25 protein-coding genes and 2 pseudogenes are annotated in these 26,141 nt (G+C 65.7%); 14 read left to right on the top strand and 13 right to left on the bottom strand.

Going from position 1 to position 26,141, the window contains the following annotated elements; genetic code table 11:
• Positions 1-109 precede the first annotated feature (109 nt).
• Entirely contained in the window at positions 110-1,864 is a 1,755-nt protein-coding gene (argS, locus tag BKE38_RS07920; protein ID WP_019460612.1) for an arginine--tRNA ligase, read from the top strand.
• 95 nt (positions 1,865-1,959) lie between these two features.
• On the opposite strand, the pseudogene BKE38_RS07915 reads toward argS, so the two are convergent.
• A pseudogene (locus tag BKE38_RS07915) lies at positions 1,960-2,394 on the bottom strand (helicase associated domain-containing protein); the annotation flags it as partial.
• A gap of 486 nt (positions 2,395-2,880) precedes the next feature.
• On the opposite strand from BKE38_RS07915, the gene BKE38_RS07910 reads away from it, so the two are divergent.
• The 4 genes from BKE38_RS07910 to BKE38_RS33905 are packed head-to-tail and all read left to right on the top strand — an operon-like array spanning position 2,881 to position 5,571.
• A complete protein-coding gene (locus BKE38_RS07910) occupies positions 2,881-3,696 on the top strand; it encodes a TIGR04255 family protein (protein ID WP_019460610.1) in 816 nt (271 codons plus the stop codon).
• Positions 3,693-4,352 carry a hypothetical protein gene (locus BKE38_RS07905; RefSeq protein ID WP_019460609.1) on the top strand — a complete coding sequence of 220 codons (660 nt, stop codon included), beginning with the start codon at positions 3,693-3,695 and terminating at the stop codon, positions 4,350-4,352. The genes BKE38_RS07910 and BKE38_RS07905 overlap by 4 nt, the downstream gene beginning before the upstream one ends.
• Before the next feature lie 23 nt (positions 4,353-4,375).
• Entirely contained in the window at positions 4,376-5,239 is an 864-nt protein-coding gene (locus BKE38_RS07900; RefSeq protein ID WP_027297179.1) for a hypothetical protein, read from the top strand.
• Between the two features lie 56 nt (positions 5,240-5,295).
• Positions 5,296-5,571, top strand: a complete 276-nt coding sequence (locus BKE38_RS33905; protein WP_075798171.1) for a 4-fold beta flower protein — start codon at positions 5,296-5,298, stop codon at positions 5,569-5,571.
• 531 nt (positions 5,572-6,102) lie between these two features.
• Here the strand turns inward: BKE38_RS33905 and BKE38_RS07885 are convergent.
• From BKE38_RS07885 to BKE38_RS07875, 3 genes are read right to left on the bottom strand one after another with little or no spacing between them, the layout of a single operon-like run.
• A complete protein-coding gene (locus tag BKE38_RS07885) occupies positions 6,103-6,636 on the bottom strand; it encodes a nucleoside/nucleotide kinase family protein (protein WP_076956783.1) in 534 nt (177 codons plus the stop codon).
• Between the two features lie 37 nt (positions 6,637-6,673).
• Complete coding sequence (locus tag BKE38_RS07880) at positions 6,674-7,234, bottom strand: hypothetical protein (protein WP_019460606.1); 561 nt, start codon at positions 7,232-7,234, stop codon at positions 6,674-6,676.
• Positions 7,231-9,219 (bottom strand): AAA family ATPase, encoded by a 1,989-nt coding sequence (locus tag BKE38_RS07875; RefSeq protein ID WP_076956782.1) that lies wholly within the window; start codon positions 9,217-9,219, stop codon positions 7,231-7,233. Before BKE38_RS07875 ends, BKE38_RS07880 begins: the two co-directional genes overlap by 4 nt.
• 641 nt (positions 9,220-9,860) lie before the next feature.
• On the opposite strand from BKE38_RS07875, the gene BKE38_RS07865 reads away from it, so the two are divergent.
• Together BKE38_RS07865 and BKE38_RS07860 are read left to right on the top strand one after the other, a co-directional pair.
• A complete protein-coding gene (locus BKE38_RS07865) occupies positions 9,861-10,076 on the top strand; it encodes a hypothetical protein (RefSeq protein ID WP_019460603.1) in 216 nt (71 codons plus the stop codon).
• A gap of 10 nt (positions 10,077-10,086) precedes the next feature.
• Positions 10,087-10,730 (top strand): annotated as a pseudogene (locus BKE38_RS07860) (SOS response-associated peptidase).
• A 36-nt stretch (positions 10,731-10,766) separates the two neighbouring features.
• Here the strand turns inward: BKE38_RS07860 and BKE38_RS07855 are convergent.
• From BKE38_RS07855 to BKE38_RS07840, 4 genes are all read right to left on the bottom strand, one after another.
• Positions 10,767-11,372 (bottom strand): hypothetical protein, encoded by a 606-nt coding sequence (locus tag BKE38_RS07855; RefSeq protein WP_076956781.1) that lies wholly within the window; start codon positions 11,370-11,372, stop codon positions 10,767-10,769.
• Between the two features lie 483 nt (positions 11,373-11,855).
• Positions 11,856-12,872, bottom strand: a complete 1,017-nt coding sequence (locus BKE38_RS07845; protein WP_081798711.1) for a patatin-like phospholipase family protein — start codon at positions 12,870-12,872, stop codon at positions 11,856-11,858.
• Positions 12,862-13,368, bottom strand: coding sequence for a hypothetical protein (locus tag BKE38_RS31335; protein WP_019460600.1), 507 nt, complete (start codon positions 13,366-13,368; stop codon positions 12,862-12,864). The genes BKE38_RS07845 and BKE38_RS31335 overlap by 11 nt, the downstream gene beginning before the upstream one ends.
• Positions 13,369-13,374: 6 nt before the next feature.
• Positions 13,375-13,974, bottom strand: coding sequence for a hypothetical protein (locus tag BKE38_RS07840; protein ID WP_019460599.1), 600 nt, complete (start codon positions 13,972-13,974; stop codon positions 13,375-13,377).
• A 242-nt stretch (positions 13,975-14,216) separates the two neighbouring features.
• On the opposite strand from BKE38_RS07840, the gene BKE38_RS07835 reads away from it, so the two are divergent.
• From BKE38_RS07835 to BKE38_RS07815, 5 genes are all read left to right on the top strand, one after another.
• A complete protein-coding gene (locus tag BKE38_RS07835) occupies positions 14,217-14,555 on the top strand; it encodes a PadR family transcriptional regulator (protein WP_083747375.1) in 339 nt (112 codons plus the stop codon).
• Between the two features lie 55 nt (positions 14,556-14,610).
• Positions 14,611-16,068 (top strand): FAD-dependent oxidoreductase, encoded by a 1,458-nt coding sequence (locus BKE38_RS07830; RefSeq protein ID WP_106409158.1) that lies wholly within the window; start codon positions 14,611-14,613, stop codon positions 16,066-16,068.
• Positions 16,065-17,294 (top strand): MFS transporter, encoded by a 1,230-nt coding sequence (locus BKE38_RS07825; protein WP_083747374.1) that lies wholly within the window; start codon positions 16,065-16,067, stop codon positions 17,292-17,294. The genes BKE38_RS07830 and BKE38_RS07825 overlap by 4 nt, the downstream gene beginning before the upstream one ends.
• Before the next feature lie 33 nt (positions 17,295-17,327).
• On the top strand, positions 17,328-17,900 hold the full coding sequence (locus BKE38_RS07820; RefSeq protein ID WP_076956779.1) for a GNAT family N-acetyltransferase: 573 nt from the start codon (positions 17,328-17,330) through the stop codon (positions 17,898-17,900).
• A gap of 384 nt (positions 17,901-18,284) precedes the next feature.
• Positions 18,285-19,223, top strand: coding sequence for a toll/interleukin-1 receptor domain-containing protein (locus tag BKE38_RS07815; protein ID WP_076956778.1), 939 nt, complete (start codon positions 18,285-18,287; stop codon positions 19,221-19,223).
• A 122-nt stretch (positions 19,224-19,345) separates the two neighbouring features.
• On the opposite strand, the gene arsH is transcribed toward BKE38_RS07815, so the two are convergent.
• From arsH to BKE38_RS07790, 5 genes are all read right to left on the bottom strand, one after another.
• Positions 19,346-20,083, bottom strand: coding sequence for an arsenical resistance protein ArsH (gene arsH, locus BKE38_RS07810; protein ID WP_076956777.1), 738 nt, complete (start codon positions 20,081-20,083; stop codon positions 19,346-19,348).
• Positions 20,083-21,153, bottom strand: a complete 1,071-nt coding sequence (locus BKE38_RS07805; RefSeq protein ID WP_076956776.1) for an ArsO family NAD(P)H-dependent flavin-containing monooxygenase — start codon at positions 21,151-21,153, stop codon at positions 20,083-20,085. The genes arsH and BKE38_RS07805 overlap by 1 nt, the downstream gene beginning before the upstream one ends.
• Complete coding sequence (locus BKE38_RS07800) at positions 21,150-22,463, bottom strand: arsenic transporter (protein ID WP_076956775.1); 1,314 nt, start codon at positions 22,461-22,463, stop codon at positions 21,150-21,152. Before BKE38_RS07800 ends, BKE38_RS07805 begins: the two co-directional genes overlap by 4 nt.
• Before the next feature lie 108 nt (positions 22,464-22,571).
• Complete coding sequence (arsC, locus tag BKE38_RS07795) at positions 22,572-22,997, bottom strand: arsenate reductase (glutaredoxin) (protein ID WP_019460585.1); 426 nt, start codon at positions 22,995-22,997, stop codon at positions 22,572-22,574.
• The gene (locus BKE38_RS07790) at positions 22,994-23,347 is read right to left on the bottom strand and encodes an ArsR/SmtB family transcription factor (protein ID WP_019460584.1); all 354 of its coding nucleotides are present in this window, start codon (positions 23,345-23,347) and stop codon (positions 22,994-22,996) included. The genes arsC and BKE38_RS07790 overlap by 4 nt, the downstream gene beginning before the upstream one ends.
• Positions 23,348-23,580: 233 nt before the next feature.
• Here BKE38_RS07790 and BKE38_RS07785 point away from each other — a divergent pair, with 233 nt between their 5' ends.
• Together BKE38_RS07785 and BKE38_RS07780 are read left to right on the top strand one after the other, a co-directional pair.
• The gene (locus tag BKE38_RS07785; protein ID WP_019460583.1) at positions 23,581-24,159 is read left to right on the top strand and encodes a cupredoxin domain-containing protein; all 579 of its coding nucleotides are present in this window, start codon (positions 23,581-23,583) and stop codon (positions 24,157-24,159) included.
• Between the two features lie 46 nt (positions 24,160-24,205).
• Positions 24,206-26,137, top strand: a complete 1,932-nt coding sequence (locus BKE38_RS07780; RefSeq protein WP_076956774.1) for a copper resistance system multicopper oxidase — start codon at positions 24,206-24,208, stop codon at positions 26,135-26,137.
• Positions 26,138-26,141: the final 4 nt, after the last annotated feature.

The following is a 26,141-nucleotide window of genomic DNA, read 5'->3' as shown; positions in this document are numbered from 1 at the left end:
CTCCTGGCCGCCACGCAGCCGCCCATGGGCGGCTGCGTGGCGGCGCGACGAAGATGAGACGGCTCCCTTCCGCCTTCTCCCATCGTCGCACCGGCCAGGAACAAAGCACATGACTACCGTCCTCCACCAAGCGGCCGAGCACGCTCTCGGCGCCGCCTTGATCTCTCTCGGTCTCCAAGATGTTCCCGCGCGCCTACTTCCCTGTCCCAAGCCCGAGCTCGGGCATGCAGCCATCGGTAGCGCGCTCCAAGGCGCCAAGCTGCTGAAGCGGTCCCCCATGTCCATCGCCGCCGACATCGCAGTGGCCATGTCGGGTGCATCTGGCATTGCCAAGGCAGAGGTGGCGCCGCCCGGCTACGTGAACCTCACCTTCACGGACGACGCGATTGCCGCGGCTCTGGAGGCGCAGGCGGCCGACCCAAAATGCGGTATCCCCGGCGTCCCCGCCCCCGAAAAGGTGGTCATCGACTTCGGTGGGCCAAACATCAAGCCCATGCACGTGGGCCATCTCCGGTCGCTGGTCATCGGTGAGGCGTTGCGGCGGATGCTCGAGGCTATCGGCCATGACGTGGTGTCTGATATCCACCTCGGAGACTGGGGCCTGCCGAGTGGCATGATCCTCGCGGAGATCCGGCATCGGTTCCCGGAAGCTCCCTGGTTCGATCAGGCGGCCCAAGGTCCGTTCCCTGAGGAACTCCCGGTCAGCGTGGATGACCTGTCCTCCCTCTACCCACAAGCGGCGGCCGCCTGTAAGGCCGACGAGAGCCGGATGGAAGAGGCCCGGGCCACCACTGCTGCACTCCAGGCAGGCCAGCCCGGGCTGTCAGCCCTCTGGCGGTCCATCGTGGCGCTGGCCAAGGGCCGTATCCTCGAATCCTGTGACCGGCTCGGCGCCCACTTCGATCTCACCCTCGGAGAGTCCGACGCCCAGCCGGAGATCCCAGCCCTGCTTGCCTACTTGGAGGCCACCGGTGCTGCCCGGCGGGATGGAGCCGCCCTGCTCATGGACGTGGTGGCCTCTGAGGACCGGCACGAGGTGCCTCCACTCGTCGTGAAGAAGGGCGATGGAAGCGCGCTATACGCCACCACAGACCTAGCGACCATCCTGATGCGGCGGCGGGACCTCAATGCTGATCGCATCCTCTACGTTGTCGACGGACGGCAGCACCTGCACTTCCTTCAAGTCTTCCGGGCTGCGGTGAAGGCTGGCCTGTCCGGGGAAGCTGCTCTCGAGCACATCGCCTTCGGCACCGTGAACGGTCCGGATGGCAAGCCCTTCCGGACGCGGGCGGGGAATACGATGGGCCTCGTTGAACTTCTTGACCTCGCCAAGGAAAAGGCGCTGGCACGGCTAGCAGAGGGCGGGCGGTTGAAGGATTCCTCGTCGGAAGCACTGGACGATGCAGCCGACGCGATCGGCACTGCCGCGCTTCGCATCGCCGATCTCTCCTCCCATCGGACGACGGGCTATATCCTGGATCTCGACCGTGCCGTGTCCTTCGAGGGAAAGACAGGTCCCTACCTGCTCTACGCCCTCGTCCGGCTGCGGGCCATCCTGGCCAAGGCCGGGGCGGCTGGCGGGCACATTGTGCTCCAGCATCCGGCTGAGCGGCGCTTGGCGATCGCGTGTCTCGGCCTTGGGGATGCAGTGCATCGGGCCGTGAAGTCTCGGTCGCCCCACGAACTCACGGCCTGGACTTTCGACCTGGCTGCCGAGGTCAGCCGCTTCTATGCGGATTGCCCCGTGTTGGGGGAGCAGGCACCGGAGATCCAGGCCTCACGGATCACCCTCTGCTCCGCCGCCGAGACGGCACTGGGGGCATCGCTGCGGCTGCTCGGATGCCGGGTGCCCCCCGCGATGTAACGCAAAGCCTTAGCCGACTGGACGGCCTGCGGGTCATCGCCAACTCGTCGGCTGTTGCCTCGTATATCTTGTTGCCCCAAGCCACCGGCCGCGTCTCAGCGAAGCATCTGCGACGCCCCGTGCTCCATCTCCTCCGCCACCTCACTGCGGTGGAAGAGCCCCCCATCATTGACCAGGTACTCGAGCTCGCCGTCCGGAGCATGGATCCGGATGTCACCAGTCTCGTAGTCCGGCGCCAGATATCCTTGGCCCTCGATCCGGTCGGAGGCGGACGTCTTGATGACGTACCGGCCGCCCGATTCCTTGACGCCGACAAGGCCGACCTTGTGGACGAGCCAGGGGTCCTTACCCTCCTGGGCGCACCAGGAGAGATTAGGGTGTCCGGCGGAGACGGTCGACTGGAGCTTACGCAGCGCAACCCAGGACCAGCCTGGTATGGCTTCCAGCGCACGGATCCTGTGAGAGACGAGTTTGTTCTGGGCATAAGCTTTCCGACGGCCGCGCACCCAGGCTCCTAGTGAGAAGCCATCTTCCGCTTGGCCCGTTCTCTCTCGCTCAACGCAGCGGGGACACTTCCGGCCTGAGGTACCAGCGGTGGGGAATCGACGAGGCCCGTCAGCAGGCGCATGTCCTCAACCTCCACTGCGAACCCAGGAAGGCGGAAACTCTACCAGGGGGCGATACTCTCCCCGGAACTAGGTCGTCGGTGGCCGCGCCAGAAGGCTGAACCCTTGTGGCGGACCTGGGCCGCCCGGCTGGGCTGACCGATGGCTGGCGGGCCTACCCCTTCAGGGCTGATGCTTTGAGCTTTAGGGAAGCTTTAGCCAAGCCGGGCTCGCTCGCAACCGATGGTGGTCGCGGCCGTCGAGAGCTTCTAAAGGTAACCTACTGAAAACATTAGTTTTAATTTTAGAGGCACAGCGATCACGCGAAAAACTTTGTCGCCAGCATGGACAGGACCTACTGTTTAGTGGCTTGTATAGTTAGATGGATAGTCGAAGGAGGAGGGACACGTGATGGAACGGTTGAAGTTCGCGCCACTGCGCTACTCCCTCGCTATCGTCAGGTTCCCGCGCTTGCTCAACATGGAGCCGCATGTCGGCAACTTCCAAGAGCAGATCCGGCACCAGTACCCCCTGCCAGACACCTATATGAACCAGGGCCTGGTGGCTGAGGTCGGCCCAGAGGGAGTCCGGTTCAACCAGGTCCTCGACAAGCTGTGGCAGTTCGCCGACCCGGAGCGCAAGTATGCCTTGGTTCTGGGCTCTGACTTCCTGCTCATCCATGCTGGTGCGGCCTATGAGGGGCACGGACCGTTCCTGGACCGGCTCCGCGATGCGGTCTTCGCGCTGATGCAGACCCCGGGGATGGGAATCACGCACGCCACGGCCCTTGGACTGCGAGTGATCGACCTGGTTGAGCCGCGTTCTGGGAATGAGGAAACAGTCGCCCAGTACCTATGCCCCTGGGCCTTGCCCACCGCCGCGGCCGATATGGGGGATGGTGCAATCGAGATGCGCGAGGGGGCCTATATTGCCTCTTTCTCGACGCCTCATGGTGGGCTGCGCTTCCAGGCGTTGAGACGTCCGGGAGGGTCGTTCCCGGCCGACTTGGCCACTCCCTTTGTCCAGAACAACGGCTGGCTCCCGCAGGTGACTGCCGAGGATTTCGTGATTCTGGACATCGACCACTTTGCTGCCCTTGAGCCGCCGATCGCGCTGAATCCGGTCGAGCTCCGTGAAAAATTCGAGGGCTTGTACCTTTCCTCGCGAAAGGTGTTTGAATCCGCAGCCACTCCGTTCGCATTCGAGGTCTGGGGAAGAACAGGATGACGCTCGTTATCGCACAGGGATACAGCCCCGCCTTGAGGCTTCCGCCCGCCTTTTCTCCCAGCATCGCGAAGCTTCAGGCCGGAGGCAGCATGGCGAACTGGTTTGCCGGAGCCGTGGCTAATGCCGCCTTCCAATTGGCCACAGTCTTCGTCCCGTCCGTCGCTGCGCCCTTGCCTGCGCCAGTGCCGGTGCGGGCGGCAGCGCCAGTCCTCGCAACGCCCAAGCTGGCGGTCTCCACTGCCAGGGACATGGCGGGCATCCTCGTCAACAAGCTCGACTTCCCGATCACTGCCCTGTCGGACGTGCTCGATGTCGAGCGCAAGACGATCTACGACTGGCTGAAGAAGGGGTCCGAGGCCGGACACGAGAACGCGGAGCGCCTGCACCGCCTTGTGGAGGCCTTTGCCCAGGAGGAGCCTGGCTCCCTGCGCGTCTTTCACCGCTTTTGGAAGCGCACGCTGCCGGATGGCTCATCATTGCATGAGGTGCTGATGGCGCCGACCCTGGAGCCTGAGCGGATCCGGTCGGCGCTGGAGGCCCTCCGGCCCGCCGTGAACGCTGCCATCTCTTCTGATCGGGCGCGCGGTCCGGTATCCTATGAAGCGCCTCATCCAGCGGATCTGCTGTCCGAGTACCTGGAGGTTGGCTCCAGGTAACAGGCTGGCAGGGACTTCCGGGAATGGCGGACGCGGAATCAACGGCGGGCGAGCCGGACGGCGGGATTGAACAGGTCGACTGGCGGCAGTGCAGTCTCTGCACGCCGTCCGACCCCGCGATCCTGCCAGAGATCCTTGCCTACGAACCGGACAAAGATCTGCTCCTGATCGCCACGCAGACCTGCTCACTGGTTGGCAAGGGTGCGGAGCCTGCCTTCGAGGTCGTGGCTGTCCGCCTGATTGAAGAGTTCAACCCAGCGGCTCCTGAAGCCAAGGGGAAGATTACCCGCTTCCTCCAGCTTCCCTTGGAAGGCGGCGCAACAGGGCGCGGCATCCGTCTCGATGTTTCCCGCCGCGTCATCCTGCCGAGCGCGCATCTTCAGCAGATGAAGCCCGCCCAGGCCCAGGTTTCGGAAAGGGCGCTAAAGGCGTTCCAGGGCTGGATCGCTCGCTACTATGCCCGCATTGCTCTGCCCGACGAATTGGACCGCCGCCTGCGCAAGCGACAGTTCCATAAGAAAGTCGAGAAGGCCTTGGGCCAGATGCTGATGGATGGCACTGAGGCCTACAAGGTGCACACCGACGTCGACAGGATCTACATTGCCTGGAGCCCCGACAGCGAGCTTTCGGGGGATGATGTCTACACGGTCAAGGTGCTGATCGTGTGCAGGCGGCCCGGCACCAGGGACCACCTGCTGGACGAGTTATCGGGACTGGCCAGCGGGGTGAAGAAGGCGCCGCTCGTGAACGGAGTGCGCATGGATGACCCTGACGTGATGCTCGCCAAGGAGGTCACCGTTGAGCACACATCCAAGATGACCAGGTTCACTTCCTTCGACGAATTCAGCGCGCTGGCGGAAGTCGCCAGAGCCATGGGCGACGAGTAGCCAAGCCGACAGCACCGGCTGTCCTGGAGCGCCGCCGACCGCACTGGGGAGAGGCCATGAGTCTGTACACGAAGAACGGTCGGCCCCTCCAGGTCTCTGGCAATACCGTCTACAGCCGCTCGGGTCAGGTCGTCGGCCGCATCAGTGGTGACAAGGTCTTCGGTACAAACGGACGCTACGTTGGGACCATCACGGGTGACCGCCTTGTCTATCGCTCTACCGATAGCGCACGCATCAGTTCACCATTCGCTGCGTCTAGCCGCGCCGGGTCGGCCACGGCAAACAGCGCGGGATCGGCTGCCTGGGGAGATGAGCCGGACATCCCGGACTGATAAGGCAACCGCCCGTCTGCATGCCGTACGCTGCCGTGAGTTGACACCGTGAAGTTTGTTGACCGCATGGCCAGATTGGCTTCTACGAACTAAGTTTTTTTCAAGCTTCGTACGTCAGAGGCACCCGCGGGCAAAGGCTTGTAGCCAGCATAACCAGGGTAACCTGGATACCCAGGGTATCCCGGATATCCAGGGTAACCGGGATACCCGCGGAATGGGCGGTTGAGAGCTACCAAACGATTCCCAACGATGGTGCCCAGATAGTTCCCATCGGTATCTGCGACGTCAGTATCACCCCAGGGAAGCCAGCCTACCCAATCACCGTCATCGTTGAAGACGAACTTGTCTGTGGGGCTGCGTCGAAAAGCGATCCAATCACCAGAAGAGTTGAACAGGAACTCAGTCACGTTGCTCTCCGGATTCCTTGTGTGTGGCAGAGGGAGTAGGCGTTGAAGACAGCGACCCTACCTCAAGGAATATATCGTGAGTTCATGCTTCAATTGGAAGTAGAGCAGTGCACGAGATTTTCCGTCAGGATGTCTCGATATCCGCCGTCGCCTCCAGCCTGCCGACCCTCACCTCCGGCTCCCGCCAAGTCACATGGAAGTCCGCGCGCCTCGCTGGCTGGCGCTCCCTCAGGTAGGCGTCGACCTCCTCTGACAGGCACTGCGGCGCCCCCCTGTCTTCGTCATCTTCCTCAGGATCGGCTTCCAACGCCTCGTTGGTGACGAAGATGAGGTAGTCCGGCTGCACCCCGAGGAGCTCCAGTGTCCGCAGCATCATCACGCCTTCGATGATGACAGGGCGGTCGCGATGATGCCGGGCTCGCATGACCTCTCTGATCTCTTCGATCCGGTGGGTCACAGGCGACGTCGAGGACAGCCAGAGATCCGTCTCCAGCACCGGCATACCAAGCTGCCACGCCAGATAGCGCGCCACCGACGTCTTGCCCGCGCCATTCCGGCCATCGATGGCGATGGTGAGCGCCCGCCAGGGCAGGCAGAAGGAGCGCAGATGGGCAAGCAGGTCGCCTACGCCGGGTATCGGCTGCCTCGTTGGGATCATCGTTGTCTCCGTAGTGCTATGAATGGCCTTGGTGCTGTCATGACCGGCGCCGCCATTCATCGCCGGGCACATGAACGACCCGCCCGGCCTCCTCGGACCAGACAAGCCAGCCATCGACCTTGGCCTGGAGGTGGCGCAGGCGCTCAAAGAACTCTGGCGTCACGATCCGCATGCCGTCGCTGAACGGGCGGGCAGCGAAATCGCCCGAAGCGACCCAGTCGTAGATCCCGCGCTCCCAGCCATAGGGCCAACTGGCGGCGTCATGTGTTTCCGCGCACCAGCGCATGGCATCATGCAGGTCGAGCCTGGGGTTCCGGGTCAGCACGGCGGGGTAATCCGCCTTCCACTGCATCCAGCGTGCGACGAGCTCGGGAGCGACCAGGGGGTGCTGCCACGTCGTCCGCGCCCAGCAGAAGGCGCTCGACGGGGCAATGTAGAAGGGCACCACCAGACGAGCATCTGCCGCCAGTAGGGCATCAATGGTGTCGGCCGCCATCTCCTCAAAGCGGCGCCGTGTCTCAGCCTCGCCGTCCGTAAGGCTGAAGATGTCGTCCAGGTACTCGCACTGGTGCGCCAGCAGGTCGGCCCTGCTCCTCATGTTTGGCGCTCCGCCCGCACAATGGCTTCGACCTCGGCACCGGTCAGCACCTCCCGCTGGATGAGCTCAGCCGCCAGCTTGTTCAGGGTGGCCCGATGTTCCCGCAGCAGGCCGCAGACCTCTGCGTAGGCGCCTGCCAGACGCTCCTCAGTCCGTTGAGCAAGCTCGGGCCTTGTCAGCAGCAGGGTTGCCAAGTGCTGGTCATCCCAGAGGCCAAGCCAGAGCAGTGGCCGCCGCGACATGCCCATGGCCGTGTCCGCATTCACAGCCAACCAGGTCGCGCGGGCCAGATCACTGTTGATAGGGCCACCAGAGCCGCCCGTGACATGCCCCAGGACCACTTCCTCGGCGGCTCGCCCGGCCAGGAAACGGCGTAGATGCATGCTGAGCCAGGCTTCCGTAAGGTCGTCGCTGACGGTGTCGACGGCCACGTGACCGGCGCTCAGCGCGTCCTCGCGGATGGAGACGTACTTCAAAGTGCCGGGCTGCTCGAGTTCCTGGATCAGGGCATGCCCGGCTTCATGGACCGCCGGGACCACACGACCGCCAACCGGGCGCTGCACTGAAGTGCCCCGAATCTCCACCATCAGGTCATCCAGCACCATCGGGCGCCTGCCGTTGCGTGCCCGCCGCCGAGCACCGCGGACCCACTTCTCGCAATCCGCTCCAGTGCTGCCCTGGGCATACAGAGCAGCCTGGGTCAGGTCAGCGCCCGCCAAGTCCGCTCCCAGGTGGATCCTGAGGATGGCGGCCAGCGCCTGCCGGTCGGGCAGCGGGATGGTGATGGTGCGGTCCAGGCGGCCTGCCCGCAGGATAGCCGGGTCGATGAGCTCCGGGTGGTTCGTGGCGCCAACGACGACGACACCCTCGCGGCCCTGAAGGCCATCAAGCTGCTCCAGCAAGGCGCCGATAACGGCAGTCCACCAGTCCCGGCCTCCGGCGCCTCCTTGCCGTGTGTGCAGGCTGTCGAGCTCATCGATGAACATGATGCAGGGTGCGGCCTTGCGGGCCTCGTTGAAGGAGGCGGCCATCGCCCGAAGCAGGTCGCCGAGATGACCGTCCTTGGTCGACTGCCAGCGTGCATAGGAGGTGGCGACCAGCGGTACGCCGCAGGTTGCGGCCAGCGCCTTGGCGAAGGTCGTTTTGCCGGTGCCAGGAGGCCCTGCCAACAGGCAGCCGCGGTCGACGTCACGCCAGAGCAGCCGCCCGGCCGCGTAGTCCTGGAGGTCACGGGCGAGGTCCAGTCCCCAGGCTACCGCTTCATCCATGCCGGGCAGGCTGTCGAGGGAACCGCCAGGAGCGACTGCCGCACTCTTGCTGCGTGCGGCGATACGGGCGGCACGCTCCAGGAAGTCATCTGCCGACTGGCCAGAGCGGCGGGCCAGCCGCAAGGCCAGCGGCGAGATCAGCGCGCAGTTCTCTCGCGATGGCAGGGATGTTGGATGGCCGTTCGTGACCCACTGGGCGACCACCTTCAGACCCTCAGCATCCAACGGTTCCAGCACCAGGCGCAGGTCAGCCGCACGAAGCAGGTCAGGCGGCAGATAGCGTTCTGGCGCCTGGGACACGCCGAGGACGTTCTGCCCCTGCCATAGGCTGGTCGCGATGAGGTCATTCTCGTAGCTGGGTGGCTGACGGCGCTGGGATCCACCGCCACCCTCGAAGACCATCCACTCACCTGGCCGGACAGCGAGGTCGCCCAATCTGCCGCCGGAGCTCTTGCTGCTGGGCACGCTGACCACGTCGATCCAGGCGCTGCTGACAGGCTCAATCCAGGCGGCCTCGGGCACCTCGATGATGACAGCACCCTGAAGGATGGCGGCATCAACCTGATGGGCGGCCAAGGTACGGCGGAGGGCAAGGAGAGAAGCCGCTCGCGCCGGGTCTACCTGGCGGGCGGGGTCTTCCGAGTCCGGCTCGTCACCGAGCCGTTTGACGTGGATCTCGAACTCCGACTCGTCGAAGTCCTGATGGGGGTTGGGCATGCTGAACCCTGCTGGCGTGAGTGCGGGATGGCGGCACGGCGGGGCCGGTCGCTATTCGCAGGGGCGCAGTCCGGGTCAGGCACTCGGCCAACTCAGGCCTCCTCATCTCCAGGTAAGAACATTAAGAGAACGCTTGGGGCCCGACAAGGAAGATCGTGCGACGCCGCCAGGAGCCCTGGAACTTCAGGTCCGAATCGGCGCAGAGGTCCCATTGACCCCCGCGTTCACGCTGCCCTCCTTCCGGAGAACGGCGTGACGCATAGCGATTACTCGGGAATAGACCGCTTCATCGCCCTGCGCAGGCGCAGGGTTCGCAAGCTGTCTTCCATTGACCTCTGAAGGCTCGCCATCGAGTGCTCCTGGTGCAGCCTATCGCTCCTCGACGCTGTGTAGACGGCCAAGGAGCACCAGACGAGGAGGCCGATACCTATGGCAATGCAGAGGACGTCGCTGGTGACAGGGGCGTAGGTTTCCATGGCTGACTCCCATCGCTCGGGCACCCTGGACTTGGCGGCTGAGCAGCGTCGACCGAGGCATCCAAGGTGGACCTGGGTCCTGACTAGGGCAACTCCAAGAACGCTTTGTCGCTTCAAAAGATGACAAGGTGCTCGGTAGCGGCGCCTCTATGTGAGGAGGGCCTTATGGCCAATCCCTGGACCAAGAAGAACCCGTTCCTGAGCATCATGCTGAGCGGCGCCAATGCCTGGGCCGGAGCCGCCCGCGGCATCATGACCGGCCAAGCCAAGCGCCAGCAGGCGGCTGCGACGCGTCAGAGCGCCAAACAGGTCACAGACTTCTGGACGGCAGCGATGACCGGCGCGGCGCCGAAGAAGCGGACCAGAAAGAAGCGCCCCTGAGAGACGGTCGATGTGCAATCTCTACTCGATGACCAGCAACCAGCGGGCCATCCTCGACCTGACGCGAGCCACGCGTGACAGCACCGGCAACCAGCCGCCGTTACCCGCCATCTATCCGGACAGCATGGCGCCTGTCGTGCGCCAAGCCGAGGATGGCGAACGCGAGCTCACAATGATGCGCTGGGGATGCCGGGGCCAGAGCAGTATGGCGGCCATCCCGTGACCAACATCCGCAACACCCGCAGCCCGCACTGGCGCCGGTGGCTCGGCCCGGCGCACCGTTGCCTGGTGCCGGTCACCTCCTTCTCCGAGTGGGAAGATACGAAGCCCAAGAAGACGCCGGTGTGGTTCGCGCTCTCGGAGGAGCGGCCGCTGTTCGCCTTCGCGGGCATCTGGACCCAGTGGACTGGCACCCGCGGCCCAAAGTCAGCCCCTGTTGAGGGAGAGCACGAACTCTACGGCTTCCTGACCTGCGACCCGAACGAGACGGTGGGTGCCATCCACCCTACGGCGATGCCGGTTCTGCTAACCACGCCGGACGAGATGGACACCTGGCTGGAGGCGCCGTGGGAGATCGCCCGGGAGCTTCAGCGGCCCTTGCCGGATGCCGATATGCTCATCGTGGCCAAGGGCAACCGAAAGGATCCGGCATAAGGGCGTTCTTAGACGCCCGCGGCTTGAGACTCGAGGTCACCGGGGTAGGAACAGGCCCTTGATGCAGGTGTCATTGCACACTGCAATCTGGGTGTGGGACTTCAGATAGAATCCGCCGTCTGGATAGACAGGCTCGCCTTTAGTAAACAGGCCGCGGACTGTATCGAAGGGAGCCAGTGCTTCGGTGCCGGGAGGCAGGTCGTCCTTCTGCTCCAAGATGGAATGGAGGCGGCGGATGACGGCGCAGTCCAGATTGCGAAGCAGCTTATCGTTGGTCGTGCTGCCCTTGATGTCCTTGTTACGCGGCAGCGCTAACCCGCTCTTCTCGTGCGAAGCTGCAAGGCTCTCATAAGCGATCTTCAGCCAGTCAAGGTTCTCGCGGACCAGAAGATCCAGGCAGTTGCCCAAGTCAATGACCGCGCCGAGAACGAACGGCTTCTCGTAGGCGCCGCGGGCGACCTTCTCCTCGGCCCACTCGCGGGCTCGTCCGGGATCACCCTCCCAGAAGTAGACACCCGGACCAAGCCAGTCGTAGTCCCTCTCGCTGCGCAGCAGGTTCACTTCCCCAGCAAGGGCTTTCCTGCCCACCTCTTCGTCGCAGCCGTGATAGCCGAGAACGAAGGAAGTAGCGTACCGGCTCAACTACGGACTGCGGCTGGCTTCTTCGCTGACTTCTTCGACGCTGTGCCGCCGTATTCAGGAGCAAGACGGCCATCAGCCAGCCGGATACCCTCGCGAACCAAAGCGGCCCGGGCAACATCACGGGTAGTCGTGTTCACCTCAGTGTACCGCCTGGCCATCATCTCGAAGGTCTTGCGTTGAGCTTCCGTCATCTACCGCTCCTGTCACCCAACAACCTAGTGCGCCTCGGGGCTGGAAACAACGCCTCCCTAGCCTCTCAGGAGCTTGGTTCCTGAGTGAGGCACTTCGTCGCGCATCTAGTAACTTATTGTTATGGCTTCACCTTCAATGACATGGAGGCGTTCCGTAGCCTCGCGCCACGGCTGATGAAGAGCTTGATACCTCCCCTCCAAGCATAGCCTTCCGGTAGGTCCAAGCAGCCCGCCATCCAGGCCAGGTCACTGAAGCCGAAACGTGGTGCCCTGTGTACAGGGCGCCGGGCGCTCAGCGGCGGACGAACTGCGCTCGCGCGACCATCCTGCGCCAAACTCCGTGACTCTGATGATCGCGCAGACCGGCTTGGGTCTGCTGAGCGAGGTCCTCCAGCGTCTGGCGCGCCTCCCCCGAGGCGTTATCAAGCTGGAGCAACTTGGCTTGGGCGTCGCTCGGGGCGCGATCAAGCCGCAGATAGCGACCGCCTCCGAGGCGGGCTTTGGCCTCTGCGATCCCATGAGCTTCCTGGACAGCCATCATCAGGTCGACAATGCCGCGGCCGCCCAGGCGCCCGAGAGTTCCCGGCACGCCGAAAGCGGCTGGAGTAAGAGTGCCGACCCCTCCCTGTGCGGGGGCACAGGTTCCTACCGAGAGGATGGCGAGCCGTTCCTCCGGCAAGCCAAGGCTGAAGGTGGCCTCGCGGATGGCCAGAGCGTCCGGCGCGTTGGCCGCAATGCCCCCGTCCACGAGATCCATGGAGGTGCCCCCCGAGCCCAGGCTCGCCCGATGTGAGGGGAAGTAGGTCGGAGCAGCCGAGGTCGCCATAGCAGCGTCCGCGGTAGACATGAGCGCAGTGGCGCCGCCGTCCCAACTCGACAGCACCACCAGTCTTGCCGTTGCAGGCGACACCGAGACGACCATGACGGGAGTCGGCGCCGCAGAGAGTGAGAGACTAGCCTGAGCGGGAAGGATCCGCTTCACGGCATCGCCGACCCGCCCACCGCGATAGGGCGGCCCAAAGGCGCGCCGTAATCCTGGGAGGGGATATCGTGGGAAGATCGCCGGGCCGTGCTCCCCGATCATGTCCGCCAAGGTGCGCGCAGGCACCCCGTGGGCCAAGCCAAGCGCCAGTATGCCGCCGATCGATGTTCCCGCGATAAGGTCGAAGATCCGGTTGCAGGGTGCACCAACCGCCTCTTCGACGGCTGCAAGCACGAGGGCGCTGTAGTAGCCACGGAAGCCGCCGCCTGACAGGCAAAGGAGCAGCGGCATTGTCTGGCGGGCTTCTGCCGCATCGTCAGGTGCCATGTGCACCTAGCCAGGTCGATGCAGGGACAAAGCGGACGCCAAGACCATCGAGTACTCTGATCGTTGCAGGATCGTCAGGACCTGGCCCGATCAGCGGCTTGAGGTGGGCGGCGGCCGTGGCGAAGACGAGAAGCTCGTCAGGCCCTAACTGCTGGGCAACGTGCTGGGCGATCCCATCATCATAGGCGGCGATATTCACCTCCAGGGATCGGATCTGCGCCCAGATGTCCAGCGCTGGTTCATCAGGATATGGGTATTGGGTAGGGTTAATCCGCGCCATCTGCCGGGCATGCGCCTCTACCGCCTGGTATCCCCGCTTTCTGAGTTCCGGTGACGCGCCACTCTCTCCGAAGAACTGATCTTTCATGATGGCGTGGGAGAGCGGCGATACCCAGATCTCCTCAGTTGGTGCAGTGCGGATGTACTTGGCGAGGGGGCTGTCCGCCCACAGCAAGCTGACACGCAGCCCGGCAGTCGTCAGGAAAAAGCCAGCCACAACCGTTCAGCCGGGCTCGCCAAGCAGTTCGGCGATGGCGCGCTCGCGATCCGCAGCCTTCTGCCGCTTCGGCAGTGGCCGGTTGAAGTCACCGGAACTCAATTGCGCGGCTTCCGAAGCCGAGAACTCAACCGGCATCAGGTCACCGGCTCGTGGCTTCGACTTGAGGGCCTCTTCAGCCAGTTCCATGATGACCTCGAGAACGCGCCAGTCGACCATCGCGACCGCCTCGTCCACCTTCCCCTGCTTCGAGATGACAGACACGAAGCTCTCCCGCGTCCCACTCATCAGCCTGGGAAGCGCGGCCCTGGCACGCTCCACCGTGGCCTCGGTCAAAGGCGCCGCATCCTTCTCCTCGCTGACGGGCTCCAAACCTACTCGCACAGCCAGCCCTGTGATCACCTGGCGGACGCGGTCAGCCAGGGAGCGGGCCAACTCATCGGGCGAGCTAGGCGTGCTGGCTTGGATGTGGACGAACTCGGCCACAGATACCTTGTCACCCGCCGAGCCCGCCAACTGCTGCTGGCCACGGATACGAAAGATGCGGTTCTCTCCCCTGCCTTGAGGCTGGCTGGGACGGGCGCTTCGAGCGGTCAGGAAAAACATGTAGCCTCCTTCGCCTGCGGGGCACCGGCCCACAAGCTGTACAGCCAACACATAGATCTGTACATGTTTTCGCCCCAAGAGACAAGAATCCTCCGCAACCGCCACAGCGACGTGCGGTACTTCTTGATACCTCGCCCTCCAAGGCATAGCTTGCCGATATGCCCAAGCAGCCCACTCTCCAAGCCGTCCCTCGTCCCTCCCCGGACTTCACGGACCGGAGCTACTGGGCCGGAACCATCAAGATGGCCCTCAGCCGCTTCTTCGTGCTCCAGGTCCTGCACGATGGCCCGGCGCACGGCTACGACATCGCCCGAGCGGTTGAGCGGACCACCAATGGCTGCTGCTCGCCGTCCGAGGGTGCCCTGTATCCGACGCTCCGGGAGTTCGAGCAGGGCGGTTATCTGACCTCGGAATCTGAGGTCGTCTCCGGCCGTGAACGCAAGGTCTACACCCTGACCGACAAGGGCCGGGACGCCTTCAAGGTCGGTCTGGAGGCCTGGATGGATGCCACCACCACCCTGACCGAGACCGGCCGCGCAGCCAAGGCCCGCAACAAGGCCAAGGACACCTGCCAATGCTGACCTTCGGCTTATCCGTATGCATCGCCCAACGAGGTATCATGAAGGGGAACGTGAGATGAGCTCCTGCTGCTCCGCCAAACCCGGTCCTCAGAACAGGGCCCCTGAGCGCTCCGCGAGCCCCGGATCGCTGCCCGTCGCCATCATCGGCGGTGGTCCGGTCGGCCTGGCTGCCGCCGCGCACCTGCTGGAGCGCGGCCTGGAGCCGGTGGTGTTCGAGGCCGGACCTTCGGTCGGCACGGCGCCTCTGGACTGGGGCCATGTCCATACCTTCTCCCCCTGGCGGTACAATGTAGACCGGGCCTGCCGCGCGCTCCTGGAGCGGCACGGGTGGACGGCGCCAGATGCCGAGGTCTTCCCGACCGGCCGCGAGCTCGTCGAGGACTACCTGGCACCTCTGGCCGTCTTACCGGAGTTCGCCGCCTGCCTGCGTCTGAACACCCGGGTGACGGGCGTCGCACGGTTGCGGGCTGGCAAGGTTCGCAATGACGGTCGTGAGCAGCAGCCGTTCGAGGTCAGGTTTCAGACCGGGGGCCAAGAGGGCCGCCTGCTCGCGCGGGCCGTTATCGTGGCGACCGGCACCTGGGGACATCCCAATCCGGCAGGCGCCTCTGGCCTGCCCGCCATCGGTGAGCAATCAGCCGCCGACCGGATCCGCTACGGCATGCCGGACGTCCTGGGCGCCGAGCGAGGCCGGTACGCGGGCAAGCGCGTGCTGGTTGTCGGCTCTGGCCACTCGGCCATCGGCAGCCTCATCGACCTCGTCGCCCTGGCCGACCAGGCGCCGGGCACCACCGTCATCTGGGCGGCGCGCAGCCCTGATCTGACGCGGGCCTACGGTGGTGGCGCGGCCGACCAGTTGCCGGAGCGTGGCGCTCTGGGGCAGCGGCTGAAGGCCTATGTCGAGGGTGGCCGGGTGCAGTTGCTGGCGCCCTTCGCTGTGGAGGAGATCCGCCGCCAGACAGACGGCTCGCTAGATGTCCTCGATAGCAGCGGCCGGTCGGTTCAGGCGGACGAGATGGTGGTGGCCACCGGCCTGCGCCCTGAGCTCTCCATCCTGCGGGAGGTCCGCCTCGACCTGGATCCGGCGCTGGAGTGCCCGCGCGTCCTGGCGCCTCTGATCGACCCCAACCTGCACTCCTGCGGGACCGTCCGGCCGCATGGTGCCATCGAGCTCCAGCAGCCAGACAGCGGACTCTTCCTGGCGGGCATGACCTCCTACGGGCGGGCCCCGACCTTCCTGCTGGCCACCGGCTACGAGCAGGTGCGCTCAATCGCCGCCTTCTTGGCAGGCGACATCGAGGCCGCGCGCCGGGTGGAACTCGACCTGCCGCAGACTGGCGTGTGCACCAGCAACCGCGTGCTGCCTGCGGACGCTGACGCGGCATCCTCCTGCTGCACGCCTGCAACGCCCCAGGGCGCCTGCTGCGCGCCCAAGCCCGAATTGGCGGAGGATGCTCCGTGCTGCGGGACCGCAGCCCAGAAAGTGTCCGTCCCGGCCGAGCCTGCGGAATGAGCCAGGCCGCCATTCAGGCTCAGGCTGGCTCCACAGGTCCGGCGGCCAGCCGCAGCCGCCTGACCGTGGTCTCCGCCATCGGTGTCGCCCAGATCCTGGCCTGGGGAAGCAGTTACTACCTGCTGGCCGTGCTCGCCGGACCGATCGCCTCGGACACGGGCTGGCCGCTCACCTGGATCATGGGTGCCCTGTCCATCGGCATGCTGGTCTCCGGTTTGGCCTCCCCGCGCATCGGCCACCTGATCGACCGGCATGGCGGCCGCCCCGTGCTGGCAGCCAGCGCTGTCCTCCTCTCCGCTGGCCTGCTGCTGCTTGGGCTGGCACCCAGCCTGCCGGTCTTCGTGCTGGCCTGGGTCATCCTCGGGCTGGCCATGGGTGCCGGGCTGTACGACCCCGCCTTCTCGACCCTGGGGCGGCTCTACGGCGAGCAGGCGCGCTCCGCCATCACCCACGTCACCCTATTCGGCGGCTTCGCCAGCACGGTCTGCTGGCCGCTCAGCGCCTTCCTGGTCGACCATCTGGGCTGGCGCGGCGCCTGCCTGACCTATGCCGCCATCCACTTGGCCGTCGTGCTGCCGCTCTACCTGTTCGGGGTGCCGCGTGAAGCCGCTAAGCCCGCCACAGCACCCACGGCCGCCAAGGCTGCCGCGCCGTCGGGCCATGTGCAGGCGGGTCAGCGCTATGCCTTCGTTATGCTGGCGGCAGGGTTCACCCTGGCGGCGATCATCATGACTGTGCTCTCCGTCCACCTGCTGACCCTGCTCCAGTCGCAGGGACTAGCGTTGGCAGCGGCGGTCGCTCTGGGCACGCTGATCGGCCCGGCCCAGGTCGGCGCCCGCGTGCTGGAGATGCTCTTCGGCAAGAAGGCGCACCCGATCTGGAGCTTGGTGGCTTCGGCAGTGCTGGTGGCGGTTGGCCTGGGCATGCTGGTGGGCGCGCCGGGTGTCGTAGCCGCAGGCATCGTCATGTACGGCATGGGCAGCGGCATCCGCTCCATCGCCCGCGGCACGGTGCCCTTGGCTCTCTTCGGTAAGGAGGGGTACGCCGTGCTGATGGGGAAGATTGCGATGCCGACCCTCATCGCGCAGGCAGCTTCGCCCTTCCTGGGCGCCTGGCTGCTGGACAGCTTTGGCGCCTCCACCACGCTGGCCGTGCTGTGCGCTACCGCCGTCCTGAACATCCTGATGGTGCTGGTGCTCGTGCCACATGCACTTCGGCGCCGCTGACAGTCATCATCCAACCAGGAGAAAGAGACGTCCGTGCCTGAACTCAACACAGCCGTTCCCGCCAAACAGCCCGCCGAAGTGACCGTTCGGCCTGCCCTCGATGCCGACATGGACGCCGTCGCCGCCATCTACCGGCACCACGTGCTCCACGGCACCGCCACCTTCGAGACGGAGCCACCGACGGCTGAGGACATGCGTCAGCGACGGATCGCCATCGCCGAGCGCGGGCTGCCTTACCTAATGGCCGAGGACGCCAATGGCCGCGTGCTCGGCTACGCCTACGCGGGAGCCTACCGGCCCAGGCCTGCCTACCGGAACACGCTCGAGAACTCCGTCTACATCAGCGAGGAGGCACGTGGTCACGGCATCGGCCGACGCCTGCTGGAGGCCCTCATCCAGGAGTGCGCCGCGCTCGGCTACCGCCAGATGGTGGCCGTCATCGGCGACAGTGCCAACGAGGCGTCCATCCGCCTGCACAAGGCGCTCAAATTTCAGCCGATCGGTACCTTGCGGTCTGTCGGTCGGAAGCATGGGCGCTGGCTGGACACCGTGCTGATGCAGTTGGCACTGGGAGACGGCGATAAGACCAGCCCGGAAGTCGAGTAAACCCGGCACGTCCGGTCACCCAGCATGTCCAGGGGATTGGCAGGTCGATGTGTCTGGCCAAACATGACGCTATGAGCACATCGACCACCCCGGAGGCACGAATTCTCCCAGCCTCCTTCGGCGGCGGGCAATCATCGACGGCCGCCTGCTCGGGCTGGTGCCGGACGGGGTACTATTGTCTGCCCTGGCCGTCATCCTGCTGATCTCGGCCTGGAAAGTCTGGCGCCACAAGTAGGAGCACGTTGGACAGCGCGGCGCTCAATGGAACTGGCCACCGTCTGTTCATGGCTCTCATCTGAAACCGCGTTTCTCCTGCGGACTTGAGGCTATGTGCACCAATGTTGATAATTGGAGCCCTGTTCTGCTGCGGGAGGCGCGTAAGCGGTGGCCACTGTCTTCTTCTCCTACACCCACGTCGACGAGGCTCTCAGGGATCAACTTGAGATCCATCTCGCAGGTCTGAAGCGCCAGGGCGTCATCGAGACCTGGCATGACCGCCGCATCGCCGCTGGCAGTGATCTCGACCACACAATCAGCCGCGAACTGGAAGCGGCAGATGTCATCCTGCTGTTGGTCAGCGCCAACTTCATCGCATCGGATTACTGCTATGACCGGGAGATGAAGCGGGCTTTAGAGCGGCATGAGGCCGGTGACGCACGGGTCATTCCAGTTATCCTCAGGCGGTGCGACTGGCATGGAACGCCTTTTGGCAAGCTGATGGCCACGCCGAAGGACGGGAAGCCTATCACAACCTTCCCAGACCTCGACGAAGGGTTCATGCAAGTGGTCGAGGCCCTGAAGGGCGCGCTCGCCAGCATGAAGGCAACGCGTTCACCCCAGCAGGCGCCTGCCGCACCCCAGTCGCCGGTCGTGGCGGCCCCGGGACCCCGCTCAAGCAACCTCAGGCTGCCGAAGACCTTCACCGAAGCCGATGTCGATCAATTCCGGGAAGACGCCTTCGACTTCATGGCCAAGTTCTTCGAGAACTCGCTCCAGGAACTCCAGGCGCGGAATGACGGCGTTGAGACCCGGTTCAAGCGTATCGACGCGCACAAATTCTCTGCCGTCGCCTACATCGGCGGCAAGAAGCGCGCCTATTGCCACATCGCCATGGAGCAGAGTCCCAGAGGAATCGCCTACTCCTCCAGCGAGAACATGGGGGCAGGCAGCTTCAACGAGTCTCTGTTCATAGAGTCTGACGAGGAAGGCATCTTCATGCGGCCCTTGGGGTTCACGACGCATGGTGAGCGTTCGTCGCGCCTGACCTTCCAGGGCGGCGCCGAGTTCTACTGGGACATGTTCATGAAGGCCATGAGGTGGTGACAGCCTGGTGGCCGCTCATCGACATGGAATGTTGACAACGTACGTTCATTATATAGCCAAGATTGTCAACATCTCAGACTTGTTCAGCATTCTCGTTGAAATGCCTCCGGGCTGCGGATGATCTAACCCACAGCACCCGACGCAGCGGCGAGGTCAATCTTGGCCTGCTTCTCCGCCCGCTCTTTGCGCTCGCTGTAGCGGTCGGTCAGGTGGCCTGATACATCCCGCGTCAGCAGGGTGAACTTCATGAGCTCTTCCATGACGTCCACCACGCGGTCGTAGAGCGGGCCCGGCAGCATCCGCCCTTGCTCGTCGAACTGCTCATAGGCCTTGGGCACCGAGGACTGGTTCGGGATGGTGATCATCCGCATCCAGCGGCCGAGCAGGCGCAGCGTGTTCACGGCGTTGAAGCTCTGGCTGCCGCCAGAGACCTGCATTACCGCCAGCGTGCGCCCCTGGGTCGGCCGGACGCCGCGGCTCTCAAGGGGCAGCCAGTCGATCTGGTTCTTGAGGATGCCGGTGACGGCGCCGTGCCGCTCCGGGCTGCACCAGACTTGGCCTTCGGACCACAGGGACAGGTCCCGCAGTTCCACCACCTTGGGGTGGTCGGCGGGAACGCTGTCGACCACCGGTAGGTCGCGGGGGTCGTAGACCCGCGTCTCGGCGCCGAGGCGGCGGAGGATACGCTCGGCCTCGAGGACCAGGAGGCGGCTGTAGGACCGCTCCCGCAGCGAGCCGTAGAGCAGCAGGATGCGCGGCGGATGCTGGCTCGCACCGGAGATGCCCAGCTTACCCAGGTCCGGCGTCTGGAGGTATTCGTCGGCCACGTTGGGGAGCGAGAGGTCGAGGTCGGAGGGCATCAGGGTCTCCCCGTCGTCAGGAACTGTTGGATGGCGTGGACGGTGTCGCGGGCGGACCGGGTGATGCCCGCCAGCGTCGCGGAGGCGGCGCCGGTCCAGTCGCCATAGCCGAGCAGCCAGAGACGCCGCTCGCGCGTGGCGCGGCCGTGTTCGACGGCGACGTGACCCTCCGCCGTCAGCACGCCCAGATGCGCCAGGTGGCTCAGGTTCGCCCGGAAGCCCGTGCACCAGATCACAGCGTCCACGGCCGTACGCGTGCCATCCGGCCAGACCACGCCGTCTGCCACAAAGCGGGAGAACGGCCGGACCGTGTAGAGCACGTCCAGGTCCCGGGCCTCTCGCACGGACGGCACCATGACGATGTCGCCCAGGCCACCCTTCGGCAGATCCGCCTCCCGGCCTTCCATCTGCGCCCGCACCCGCTCTGTCGCGCGCTCGAACAGCACACGGCCGTCCACGCTATCCGGCAGGAAGCGGGGCGGCTCCAATGTGACCCAGGCCGTCTCCGCGACCTTGGAGACCTCGGCCAGGATCTGCGCGCCCGAGTTGCCGCCACCCACCACCAGCACGCGCTGGCCTGCGAACTCGTCGGGGGAGCGGTAGGCAGAGGAATGGACCTGCCTGCCCTGGAACAGCGCTCGGCCGGAGTAGGGCGGAATGTAGGGCTGGCTGGCGCCCCCGGTCGCGCTGATGACCGCCTTCGCCAGCCATGTGCCGCGGTCGGTGCGCACCGACAGCCCGTCCGGCGAGCTCAGGATGTCCCTGACGCGCACCGGCCTCTGGATCGGCAGGCTGTACCGCTGCTCGTACTGCTCCAGGTAGTCGACCACGTGGTCCCGGGTGGGGTAGCCGCCCGCAGATGGGGGCATGGGCCAGCCAGGCAGCGAACTCATCTGCGCTGGCGAGAACAGGCGGAGGGAGTCCCAGGCGTCCGGCCAGGCGCCGCCCGGTCGGTCGTTGGCGTCCAGGATCTCGAAGTCGATGCCCTGACGGCGCAGGAAGTACCCGGCGGCGAGGCCGGACTGCCCGCCACCGATGACCACGACGTCGCGGAAGACCCGACCGCTCATGGCGCGCGGACCACGGGCAGCCAGAGCGCCAGGGCGGCCAGCACGGCCAGCAGCACCGGCGGCGTGATGACGAGGCCGACCCTCATGTACTGCCCCCAGGTGATGGTGGTGCCCTTGCGCGCCAGCACGTGCAGCCACAGCAGCGTCGCCAGGCTGCCGATGGGGGTGAACTTGGGGCCGAGGTCGCAGCCGATGACGTTGGCGTAGACCATGGCCTCGCGGATGGCGGGCGGGATGCCCTCGGCCTGCTCGATGGCCAGGGCGCCGACCAGCACGCTGGGCATGTTGTTCATCACCGAGGAGATCAGCGCAGCGCCGACGCCGGTGCCGATAGTCGCCGCCCATAGGCCATGCCCGGCCAGCCACTCCAGCGTGCCAGCCAGGTGGTCCGTCAGCCCGGCGTTCCGCAGGCCATAGACCACCAGGTACATGCCCAGCGAGAAGACAACGATCTGCCATGGCGCCTCGCTCAGCACCTTGCGGATGGAGACCACGGCGCCGTTGCCGCCCCGGTGCCAGCGCCCGGCCAGCACCAGCAGCACCAGGGCGGCCGCGCTGGTCACCGCCGCGACCGGCACGCCGAGCGGCGCCAGGACGAAGTAGGCCAGCAGCAGCACGGCGAGCAGCGGAAAGGCCGCCCGGAAGACGAGGTGGTCGCGAATGGCGGCGCTCGGCCGCTCCAACTGGTCCAGCGCGTAGGCGGCGGACACCTGGCGCCCGTAGTAGGCCCAGAGCACGGCCAGCGTCGCGACGAGGGCCACCAGGTTCACCGGCACCATGACGGCGGCGTAGCGGCCGAACTCGATGCCGAAGTAGTTGGCCGAGACAATGTTGACGAGGTTCGAGATCACCAGCGGCAGGCTGGTAGTGTCGGCCACGAAGCCGCAGGCCACGATGAAGGCCAGCGTGGCGCCTGCCGAGAAGTTCAGCCGCAGCAGGATGGCCATGACGATGGGCGTCAGCAGCAGGGCCGCGCCGTCGTTGGCGAAGAAGGCGGCGATGAGCGCGCCCAGCACCACGATCAGCGGGAACAGCCGCCGTCCGTTGCCGCCGCCCCAGCGCGCCACGTGCAGCGCGGCCCACTGGAAGAACCCGGCCTCGTCCAGCAGCAGCGAGATGATGATGAGCGCCACGAAGGTGAAGGTGGCATCCCAGACGATGCCCCAGACCACCGGCACGTCGGCCCAGCCGATGACGCCGGTCAGCAGGGCCAGCGCGGCGCCGCCCATGGCGCTCCAGCCGATGCCGAGGCCGCGGGGCTGCCAGATGACCAGGACGAGGGTGAAGACGAAGATAGCCAAGGCCAGCATGTAGAGGGTGCTCTCAGACTTCAGGGCGCGCCAGGATACCCGCTCACCTGGGACGGAGCGGTGCAGTACGTCGTCGTCAAGGGGGGAGAAGGCGCGGACGCCCGGCTCTCAGATCAGGCGGCGGCCCTGCTCATCGACCACCGGCTCACCACCCTCTTTCGCGTAGGCGCCCTGCTGCGGGTTCGGCAGGATGTCGAGCACCGCCTCGGACGGCCTGCACAGCTTCACGCCGAGCGAGGTCACCACGATGGGACGGTTGATGAGGATGGGGTGCGCCATCATGGCGTCGAGCAACTGGTCGTCCGTAAGAGACGGGTCGCCAAGGCCAAGCTCTGCATAGGGCGTGCCCTTCTGGCGCAGCACGTCGCGCACCGACACGCCCATGCGCTGGATGAGGCCCTTGAGTTCCTCCCGCGTCGGCGGCGTCTTCAGGTACTCGATGACCTGCGGCTCCTCGCCACTGTTGCGGATGAGGGCCAGGGTGTTGCGAGACGTCCCGCAGGCCGGGTTGTGGTAGATGGTCACGTTGCTCATGGGACAGCCTTCTCTTGCGGGCAGCAGGGCAGCAGGTCGGCGATCAGGGGCTGGCACAGGTCGGCGCGGCCGCCGCAGCAGTCCCTGACCAGGAACAGCATCATCTCGCGCAGGCGCTCCAGGTCGGCCCGATAGACGATGGAGCGGCTGAGGCGCTCGGAGCGGAGCAGGCCAGCGCGCGTCAGCACCGCCAGGTGCGTGGACATCGTGTTCTGGGGAACGTCGAGTTGCCGGGCCACCTCACCGGCGGGCAGGCCGTCCGGCTCATGCCGGACCAAGAGCCGGAAGGTTTCCAGGCGCGTGGACTGCGACAGGGCACCGAGGCAGGCCAGGGCGTCATACGATTCCATATATCTGGTATTGCCGATATATTCCCGATGTCAAGCCGGATTGGCGGCCCGAATGAATGCCAGAAGTGCCGCATGCTTTGTCCGTCGGGTCGATACGGCCGCCCGCCGCCTCCATGAAATATCTTGTCACACTCGGGCAATCTTCGGCTCGCACTCGGCCGCCATCCTGACCCCGTCACATCGAGCGTGGGCCTTGCCTTTCCCGCGCCTGCACAGACTGGGGAAGCCTAGAGATGCGTCTTGTCACCTCCGTCGCGGCCGCCGCCCTGGCCCTCCTCGCCGTCGCGGGCCAGACCTGGCCCGCCGCCGCGGACCAGTCCTACCAGGAGTTCGGCACCCTCGGCCGCGCCCAGGACGTCAAGCGAACGATCGACATCGTCATGCGCGACAACAGCTACCAGACGCAGCGCATCCAGGTCCGCGCTGGCGAGACCATCCGCTTCCGGGTGCGCAACGCGGGCGAGCTCCTGCACGAGTTCAACATCGGCACCGCCGCCATGCACCAGCAGCACCAGCGTGAGATGCGGGCCATGTTCGAGAGCGGCATGATGTCGGCGACCCGCAAGGACGCCATGGCAGGCATGGACCACTCCAGCATGCCGGGTATGAACCACGGCGCCATGGGCCACGGCGGCATGAACCATGGCGGCGCTGCGATGCGTCACGACGACCCGAACGCTGTCCTGGTTAACCCAGGTCAGACCGAGGAAATGATCTTCAAGTTCACCAAGGCCGCCGAACTGGAGTTCGCCTGCAACGTGCCGGGCCACTACGAGTCCGGGATGGTGGGCAACGTCGTCTTCTCGCGCTGACCAGCCAGCAAGGCCACGCCGCGCCGTCGCGGCCAAGGATCGAACGATGACCAACAACATGCTGAGCAGGCGGCAGGCGCTGAGCCTTGGGGTCGCCGCCCTGGCGTTCCCAGCCGCCCCTGCTGCCCTGGCACAGCCCGCCGTCGGCCGGGTGATGCCGCGCGAGTTCAACCTGACTCTGTCCCACGTGACGGCCAACATCACCGGGCGCCGCCGCCCGGCCATGGCCATCAACGGGCAGATCCCAGGACCCGTCCTGCGCTTCCGCGAGGGCGAGGAGGTGGTGATCAATGTCACCAACCGGCTGCGCGAGCACACCTCGATCCACTGGCACGGCCTGATCCTGCCGAGCAGCCAGGACGGCGTGCCCGGCATCAGCGACGGCTTCCAAGGTATCGACGCAGGCGGGACGCACCAGTACCGCTTCCCGCTCGTCCAGGCCGGGACCTACTGGTACCACAGCCACTCGGGCTTGCAGGAGCAGTCCGGGATCTACGGCTCCATCGTTATCGACCCCGCGACGCCGGAGCCCTTCGGCTACGACCGCGACTACATCATCCAGTTGTCGGACTGGACGGACGAGACGCCGAGCCACGTCATCGCCAACCTGAAGCGTGACCCTGGCTACTACAACTACAACAAGCGCACCCTGGCCAGCCTGGTCGGTGAGCTCCGCCGCGCGCCAGACGGCGCCGCCCGCTCGGCCATCGTCTCCGACCGCATCATGTGGGGCGACATGCGGATGGACCCGACCGACATCGAAGATGTCGGCGGCTACACTTATCTCGTCAACGGCCACACTCCGGCGCAGAACTTCACCGCAGTCTTCCGGCCGGGCGAGACGGTACGCCTGCGCTTCATCAACAGCGGGGCCATGTCCCACTTCGACGTGCGCGTCCCCGGCCTCGAGATGACCGTGGTGCAGGCGCATGGCAACAACGTGCGCCCGGTCACCGTGGATGAATTCCGCATCGCCCCGGCCGAGACCTTCGACGTGCTGGTCCGCCCGCGCGACGGGCGCCAGTACCAGGTGCTGGCGGAGTCCATGGGCCGCCAGGGTTTCGCGCAGTTCAGCCTCGCCACCCAGGAGGGCATGCCCGCCCTGCCGCTGCCGCCGCACCGCCCGCGCCCGGTCCTGACCATGGCTGACATGGGCATGAACTACGGGCCCAAGGGCCTCGACCGCGGCACGCCGATGCCGGAGGTGGACGCGCCCGGCCACGTCGCGCCGATGGACATGGGCGGCATGGACCACTCCGCCATGCAGATGCCCGCCGGAGGCTCCCAGGGCATGCAGCACGGCTCCATGGGCGGGATGAACCACGGGAGCATGGCCGGGATAGACCATTCCTCCATGGCGGGCATGGACCACTCGGCGATGCCGGGGATGGACCACTCCAACATGGCCGGGATGAACCATGCCGGGATGGCTGGCATGAACCACGGTGCCATGGGCGGCATGGACCACAGCGCCATGGGCCATGGCGGCATGGCGATGCCAGATCCGCTGGTGAACGACGTCGGCGCGCCGCCGGGCGCCCGCGTGCTGTCCTACCGCGACCTGCGGGCCGCGAAGCCGCTCTACCCGGTGCGCGAGCCCACCCGGATCATCGAGATCCGGCTGACCGGCAACATGGAGCGGTACTTCTGGTCCATCAACGGCAACAGCTTCAGTCAGGCGCAGCCCATCCAGTTGCACCTCGGCGAGCGGGCGCGCTTCCGCTTCGTCAACGAGACCATGATGAACCACCCGATGCACCTGCACGGCATGTGGATGATGCCGCAGGTCGGCAACGGGGCGGAGAATCCCTTGCTGCATACGGTCAACATCAAGCCCGGCTCGACGGTCGACGTGGACATCGAGGCCGACGCGCCCGGCGGCTGGGCCTTCCACTGCCACATGCTCTACCACATGGAGACCGGAATGATGCGCAAGGTGTCGGTCGTGTCGATGCCCCGCACGGCTGCGGCGCGGTGACGGC

Origin of the sequence: Teichococcus deserti, assembly GCF_001982615.1 — a bacterium.
In the GTDB taxonomy this organism is placed as follows: Bacteria; Pseudomonadota; Alphaproteobacteria; order Acetobacterales; family Acetobacteraceae; genus Pseudoroseomonas; species Pseudoroseomonas deserti.
This window is presented reverse-complemented; position numbering and strand designations above follow the sequence as displayed.

What these genes read in the sequence shown, in the direction of transcription:
- argS (WP_019460612.1), top strand. Translation starts at nt 110, where the DNA reads ATGACTACCGTCCTCCACCAAGCGGCCGAGCACGCTCTCGGCGCCGCC.
- BKE38_RS07910 (WP_019460610.1), top strand. Translation starts at nt 2,881, where the DNA reads ATGGAACGGTTGAAGTTCGCGCCACTGCGCTACTCCCTCGCTATCGTC.
- BKE38_RS07905 (WP_019460609.1), top strand. Translation starts at nt 3,693, where the DNA reads ATGACGCTCGTTATCGCACAGGGATACAGCCCCGCCTTGAGGCTTCCG.
- BKE38_RS07900 (WP_027297179.1), top strand. Translation starts at nt 4,376, where the DNA reads ATGGCGGACGCGGAATCAACGGCGGGCGAGCCGGACGGCGGGATTGAA.
- BKE38_RS33905 (WP_075798171.1), top strand. Translation starts at nt 5,296, where the DNA reads ATGAGTCTGTACACGAAGAACGGTCGGCCCCTCCAGGTCTCTGGCAAT.
- BKE38_RS07885 (WP_076956783.1), bottom strand. Translation starts at nt 6,636, where the DNA reads ATGATCCCAACGAGGCAGCCGATACCCGGCGTAGGCGACCTGCTTGCC.
- BKE38_RS07880 (WP_019460606.1), bottom strand. Translation starts at nt 7,234, where the DNA reads ATGAGGAGCAGGGCCGACCTGCTGGCGCACCAGTGCGAGTACCTGGAC.
- BKE38_RS07875 (WP_076956782.1), bottom strand. Translation starts at nt 9,219, where the DNA reads ATGCCCAACCCCCATCAGGACTTCGACGAGTCGGAGTTCGAGATCCAC.
- BKE38_RS07865 (WP_019460603.1), top strand. Translation starts at nt 9,861, where the DNA reads ATGGCCAATCCCTGGACCAAGAAGAACCCGTTCCTGAGCATCATGCTG.
- BKE38_RS07845 (WP_081798711.1), bottom strand. Translation starts at nt 12,872, where the DNA reads ATGGCACCTGACGATGCGGCAGAAGCCCGCCAGACAATGCCGCTGCTC.
- BKE38_RS07840 (WP_019460599.1), bottom strand. Translation starts at nt 13,974, where the DNA reads ATGTTTTTCCTGACCGCTCGAAGCGCCCGTCCCAGCCAGCCTCAAGGC.
- BKE38_RS07835 (WP_083747375.1), top strand. Translation starts at nt 14,217, where the DNA reads ATGGCCCTCAGCCGCTTCTTCGTGCTCCAGGTCCTGCACGATGGCCCG.
- BKE38_RS07830 (WP_106409158.1), top strand. Translation starts at nt 14,611, where the DNA reads ATGAGCTCCTGCTGCTCCGCCAAACCCGGTCCTCAGAACAGGGCCCCT.
- BKE38_RS07825 (WP_083747374.1), top strand. Translation starts at nt 16,065, where the DNA reads ATGAGCCAGGCCGCCATTCAGGCTCAGGCTGGCTCCACAGGTCCGGCG.
- arsH (WP_076956777.1), bottom strand. Translation starts at nt 20,083, where the DNA reads ATGCCCTCCGACCTCGACCTCTCGCTCCCCAACGTGGCCGACGAATAC.
- BKE38_RS07805 (WP_076956776.1), bottom strand. Translation starts at nt 21,153, where the DNA reads ATGAGCGGTCGGGTCTTCCGCGACGTCGTGGTCATCGGTGGCGGGCAG.
- BKE38_RS07800 (WP_076956775.1), bottom strand. Translation starts at nt 22,463, where the DNA reads ATGCTGGCCTTGGCTATCTTCGTCTTCACCCTCGTCCTGGTCATCTGG.
- arsC (WP_019460585.1), bottom strand. Translation starts at nt 22,997, where the DNA reads ATGAGCAACGTGACCATCTACCACAACCCGGCCTGCGGGACGTCTCGC.
- BKE38_RS07790 (WP_019460584.1), bottom strand. Translation starts at nt 23,347, where the DNA reads ATGGAATCGTATGACGCCCTGGCCTGCCTCGGTGCCCTGTCGCAGTCC.
- BKE38_RS07785 (WP_019460583.1), top strand. Translation starts at nt 23,581, where the DNA reads ATGCGTCTTGTCACCTCCGTCGCGGCCGCCGCCCTGGCCCTCCTCGCC.
- BKE38_RS07780 (WP_076956774.1), top strand. Translation starts at nt 24,206, where the DNA reads ATGACCAACAACATGCTGAGCAGGCGGCAGGCGCTGAGCCTTGGGGTC.